This window comes from Frankia canadensis, from assembly GCF_900197875.1.
GTDB classification, from domain to species: Bacteria; Actinomycetota; Actinomycetes; order Frankiales; family Frankiaceae; genus Frankia; species Frankia canadensis.
The window spans coordinates 1-4,772 of sequence record NZ_FZMO01000276.1 but is presented as its reverse complement, the minus strand read 5'-3'; the positions used below and the strand labels follow the sequence as shown (position 1 = coordinate 4,772).

Sequence of the window (4,772 nt, the reverse complement as noted above, 5' to 3'; positions counted from 1 at the left end):
TTGCCGCTCGACGTCCGACAGTGGACCTGCCGCTCCTGCGGCACCAACCACGACCGGGACGTCAACGCCGCACGGAACATTCTGGCCGCGGGGCTCGCGGTGTCAGCCTGTGGAGACGGAGTGAGACCACCCCGCTCCTAGAACGGGGAGGCATCTGTTGATGAAGCAGGAACCCGTATCGCGAGGCACGGGAATCCCCGGCCGGCAGCTTCAGCCCGGGGAGGATGCCAAGATGGCGCCCGACACCTGAGGGCCGCGGACCGCCCGGCGGGTGGGATCGTGGAGCAGGAGGACGCCAGCCATGTCGCAGCACCGGTCGCCCGTCGATGATCGCTTCGAGAGCAGGATGTCGGGCTACTACCTCCAGCCCGACGGCGCGCGGGTTCCGTTCCCGGCGACGCTCTGCTTCGACAAGGCCGACCCGTTCGCCGTGAGCCTGCGGCTGCGCACGGCGGACGTCCGGACGGTGACCTGGACGTTCGCCCGGCAACTGCTGATCGACGGCGCGCGCCGGCCGGCCGGCGTCGGCGCGGTCGAGGTCCGCCCGGCGTTCCACGGCGGGAGCCGCCTGCTCGCGCTGACGCTGCGGTCGGCCGCCGGGCAGGCCGACGTCCAGCTGCCCTACGAGCATGTCGCCGCGTTCCTGCGGGACACCTATGCGGCGGTCCCCTCCGGCGCGGAGGGCGACCTGGTCGACTGGAACACCGAACTCGAACGCTTCCGCGACCACGAGTCGTAGGACTCGTGGTCGCGGCCGCGGACCATGCGCCTTCTCAGGGCCTCGCTGACGGTGGTGGCACGGCCCCAGGGGGACAGCCGGACCTGCGCGGCGCGGCCCTGGGCGCGGGGCGCGTCTCAGGCGGGGCGGCCTGCCCGCAGCGTTTCGAGGGCCTGGTTGGCGTGGCGGCCCATCGCGAACTCGGAGTCGATGCGGGCGAGCACGGTGCGGTCGCCGCCCACGACGAACGTCGAGCGCTTGTTCGGGCCGCGCTTGCGTCGCACGCCGAACGCCTCGGCGATGGACCGGTCCGTGTCGGCGACCAGTGGGAAACCGAGCGAGTGCTTGGCGCTGAACTGGGCCTGCTTCGCCACGTCGTCGGCGCTGACCCCGACGATGCTCGCACCCGCGTCGGCGAACTCGCCGGCGAGGTCGCGGAAGTGGCAGCTCTCCTTGGTGCAGCCGTAGGTCATCGCCGCCGGGTAGAAGAACACCACCAGCGGGCCCTTCGCGAGCAGGTCGGCGAAGCGCAGCTCGGCACCCGTCTCGTCGACACCCGTCAGATCGCCTACCGTGTCGCCCACGTTCACCGCGATGCTCACCCCTCACGTCCACGGAAATATATGTACCTAGCCTGGGAGCATAAACCTCCGCGCCTGGCGGCGGGCGAGGTTGGCGCGGCGGGGCCGACTATCCCGCGGGCGCGCCGACTTGCCCCTTCGGGGAGTCGGACTGTCCGGCAGGAGGGTTGTTCTGCCCGGTTGGATGGCTGGTATGGCCGGTCGGGGGGCCGGCAGCGGTGTATGCGGTGCCCGGCGGGTCGACGGCCCAGGCGGCGGGCAGGCCCCATCCCTCCTCATGGACGACCTCGTGCAGGGGCCTGCGCCGGACGGGGCCGTGGCGGCCCTCGGGGCGCCCCAGCGTGATCGTCGCCGAGATCGCCACCTCGTCCGGGATGTCCAGCAGGGCGCGCAGCTGAGCCTCGACCGGGACGTGCCACATGGACATCACGCCGCCGAGGCCGATCGCCCGGGCGGCGAGCAGCAGGTTCTGGCAGGCCGGATAGATCGAGGCGCCGTCGGTGGGCCGGGGCTCGCGGTAGCGGGCCAGGCAGGCGAGGACGACGACGGGCGTCTGGTCGAACGTGTCGACGAAGCGCTCCATCGTGCGGGCCATCCGGGCCTTCGGTGAGTCCGCGAGTGTCCCGGACCCCTCGTCGTACCGATCGGTGGTCCGCTTCTGCGCCCAGCCGGCCTGTGCGCCCTCACCGATCAGCTGCTTGGCGCGCCGAGCCCGCGGTCCGTCGCGCAGCACGAGGAAGCGCCCGGGCTGGCGGTTCGAACCGGACGGTGCCCTGGTCGCGGCGAACAGCACCGTGGCGAGCTCGTCGTCGGTGACCGGATCCGGGCGCAGCCGCCGGATGGCCCGGGTGGTGGCGAGCAGGTCCAGCAGGTCGCTGGCCGCCGGACCGGTCGTGGGCGTCGCGGGCGCGGGTGTGGCGTGGGGCGCGGGTGTGGGGTGGGGTTCCTGCATGGTCAAGAGCGCCGGCGCAGGACGGAGGTGGCGAGGGCCGGCGGGAGGTAGCCGGCGTCCTGCGGGTTGACGGTGACGCCCGGCGAGACGATCTCGTCGATGCGGTCCAGCGTCGCCTCGTCGAGGGTGATGTCGACGCTGGTGAGCTGGCTGTCCAGATGCTCCATGGTGCGCGGGCCGATGATCGCCGACGTGACGGCCGGATGGTGCAGGACGAACGCCAGCGCCAGCTCGATCAGGGTGATGCCGAGCTCGGCGGCGAGGTCGCCGAACGCGATCGCGGCCTCGACCTTGCGCTGGTTCGCGGGCAGGGCCAGGTCGAACCGGCCGGGGACACGCTCCAACCGAGTGCTGGTGACCGCACCGCCGTCGCGGGTATGGCGCCCGGACAGGTATCCGCCGGCGAGCGGGCTCCACGGCAGCGCCCCGAGCCCGTACTTCTGCGCCACCGGCAGCAGATCGGCCTCGATGCCCCGCACGAGCAGCGAGTAGGGCGGCTGCTCGGTGGCGAACCGCTCGCGGCCCCGGCGCTCGGCCACCCACTGCGCCTCGACCACCTCGTGCGCCGGGAACGTCGAACTGCCGAAGTAGCGGATCTTCCCGGCGCGGACGAGGTCCGTCAGCGCACCCAGCGTCTCGTCGATGTCGGTGGACGGGTCGGGGCGGTGGACCTGGTAGAGGTCGATCCAGTCGGTGCCGAGGCGGCGCAGGCTGTTCTCCACCTCGGCGACGATCCAGCGCCGGGACAGCCCACGCTGGTTCGGCCCGGGGCCCATCGGCATGAACAGCTTGGTGGCGAGGATGACGTCGTCGCGCCGCCCGGCCAGCGCCCGGCCGACGATTCGCTCGGACTCGCCGTCGGAGTAGACGTCCGCCGTGTCGATGATGTTGATCCCGGCGTCCAGCGCCCGGTGAATGATCCTGATCGAGTCGTCATGGTCCGGATTGCCCCAGGTGCCGAACATCATGGCGCCGAGGCACAGCGGCGAGACCCGCACGCCGGTGCGGCCGAGTACGCGATAGTCCATGTGGGTACAGCCTGCGCGACCGGGCGCCGCGACGCAAATCCCGCGGCCGTTTCCTGGCGTTCACGGATTGTTCCAGTGCTGATAGTTACCGCCGTTGTAGTCCTGGGTGTAAACAGCTCCGCTGCCGTCGCTGTCCAGGCACTCACCGGTGGCGGTGCTCCGGAAAACCGCGCCGAATCGTTCGTCCGACCTGATCCAGACCTGCGCCGGCTGGCCGCCGCAGGCCGTGGCGTACACGGTGCCGCGCAGCTTGACGCCGTCCGAGCCGTAGTTCGCGTGGGTGGCCGCGCACAGTCCGGTCCGGGCGTCCCGCAGTTGCACGCCACTGGCCCGGGCCGAGATCTCCCAGCGCTGGTAGTCGCCGTTGTTGCAGCCGAGCGTGTAGACGTTGCCGCTGGCGTTGCTGTCGAAGCACAGCTGGGTCGCGACGTTGACCCAGACGGTCGTGGCCGCCTGCGGCTTCGGGACGGGCGCCGGGACCGGCGCGGGCGCGGCGCGCGGCGCGCTGCTCCGGGCGGCACCGCCCGGGACGGACCTGGGTGAGGGCGCCGCCGGCGGCGGGGCTGCGGGCTCGCCGCCGGCGCGGCCCGTGGCGCCGGGCGGGACCGGCGTGCCGCCGATGGACGGCGACGGTGGCGACGAGCTGGGTGGCGCCGCGGCGGCCGACGGCGCGCCCGACGCGGTCTTGGCAAAGCGGGTGCGCGCCGCCGGCGTCGGCCTGGCCGGGGCCGTGGAGGTGGTCAGGGCCGTGCTGCGCGGCGGGTCGGAGAAATACGATCTCGCGCCCCTCGACGTCGCCGCCGCGACGGCGACCACGGCCATGGCGTACAGAACGACGAGAACCACGACCGTCCATCGGCGGATGTGCATGGCGGGCAGGCTGCGAGCCGCCATCAGTACTCCTCCCACGATGTGGCGTGGCCGCCTGATCCGGCGCCCTTCCACTCGTCGGCCAGAATACTGGTAATGCCGCCGGAAATAGTCAGGCGACCGACGCGGACGTTCACCGTCGGTCTTATACCGGCTTACCCGGTCAGTGTAAACCGGGATCCCCGGGGCGTGCTGTAGTTCTTTTCACGCCAGCGTCGGCGAGAGTATCATGATCACATTACTGGTCGGCCCAGGCGCGTCGACCACGGGAGACGGCCCTTGCCGCGTGGGCCCGGCGGCCACTAGAAAGAGCGTCGGAGATCGGAACGCACCGGCAATGGTGCCTTCCGCGCCGCACAGGCAGGCACGTGACCGGGAGGCACCGCGATGCGGGACGAAGAGCCGTCCGAGCCGATGCTGCCTCGCGGGCCGACCCGCGACGAGCAGGTGAGCCGCGACCGCGCCGAGGCCATCGCGCGCAGGTTGGCCGCCCAGGAGGCGGAGCACGCCCCCGAGGCCGCGTCGATCCCGTACCCGCCCCCGGCGGCTCCGGCCGATGGCGTGCCGTCCCGGGGGGCGCCACCGGCCGTCCCGCCGAGCTGACCCCGGTGCCGGCCCTGGAC

Annotated in this window: 7 protein-coding genes; 3 read left to right on the top strand and 4 right to left on the bottom strand. The window is 72.4% G+C overall.

The window, feature by feature from the left end:
* Both C1A33_RS20395 and C1A33_RS20390 read left to right on the top strand, forming a co-directional pair.
* A partial coding sequence (locus C1A33_RS20395) for a zinc ribbon domain-containing protein (protein ID WP_133150753.1) occupies positions 1–141 on the top strand: 141 nt, incomplete at its 5' end.
* 160 nt (positions 142–301) lie between these two features.
* On the top strand, positions 302–739 hold the full coding sequence (locus C1A33_RS20390; protein ID WP_243407756.1) for an SsgA family sporulation/cell division regulator: 438 nt from the start codon (positions 302–304) through the stop codon (positions 737–739).
* Between the two features lie 116 nt (positions 740–855).
* Here C1A33_RS20390 and C1A33_RS20385 read toward each other — a convergent pair whose 3' ends face one another.
* The 4 genes from C1A33_RS20385 to C1A33_RS33780 all read right to left on the bottom strand — a co-directional run bounded on the left by C1A33_RS20385 (position 856) and on the right by C1A33_RS33780 (position 4,173).
* Positions 856–1,320 carry a peroxiredoxin gene (locus tag C1A33_RS20385; protein ID WP_243407755.1) on the bottom strand — a complete coding sequence of 155 codons (465 nt, stop codon included), beginning with the start codon at positions 1,318–1,320 and terminating at the stop codon, positions 856–858.
* Between the two features lie 88 nt (positions 1,321–1,408).
* On the bottom strand, positions 1,409–2,251 hold the full coding sequence (locus C1A33_RS20380; protein WP_101833035.1) for a nitroreductase family protein: 843 nt from the start codon (positions 2,249–2,251) through the stop codon (positions 1,409–1,411).
* A gap of 2 nt (positions 2,252–2,253) precedes the next feature.
* Entirely contained in the window at positions 2,254–3,279 is a 1,026-nt protein-coding gene (locus tag C1A33_RS20375; RefSeq protein WP_101833034.1) for an aldo/keto reductase, read from the bottom strand.
* 60 nt (positions 3,280–3,339) lie between these two features.
* A complete protein-coding gene (locus tag C1A33_RS33780) occupies positions 3,340–4,173 on the bottom strand; it encodes an RICIN domain-containing protein (RefSeq protein ID WP_243407754.1) in 834 nt (277 codons plus the stop codon).
* A gap of 363 nt (positions 4,174–4,536) precedes the next feature.
* Between C1A33_RS33780 and C1A33_RS20365 the strand changes: the two genes are divergently transcribed.
* Positions 4,537–4,752 (top strand): hypothetical protein, encoded by a 216-nt coding sequence (locus C1A33_RS20365; RefSeq protein WP_101833033.1) that lies wholly within the window; start codon positions 4,537–4,539, stop codon positions 4,750–4,752.
* Positions 4,753–4,772: the final 20 nt, after the last annotated feature.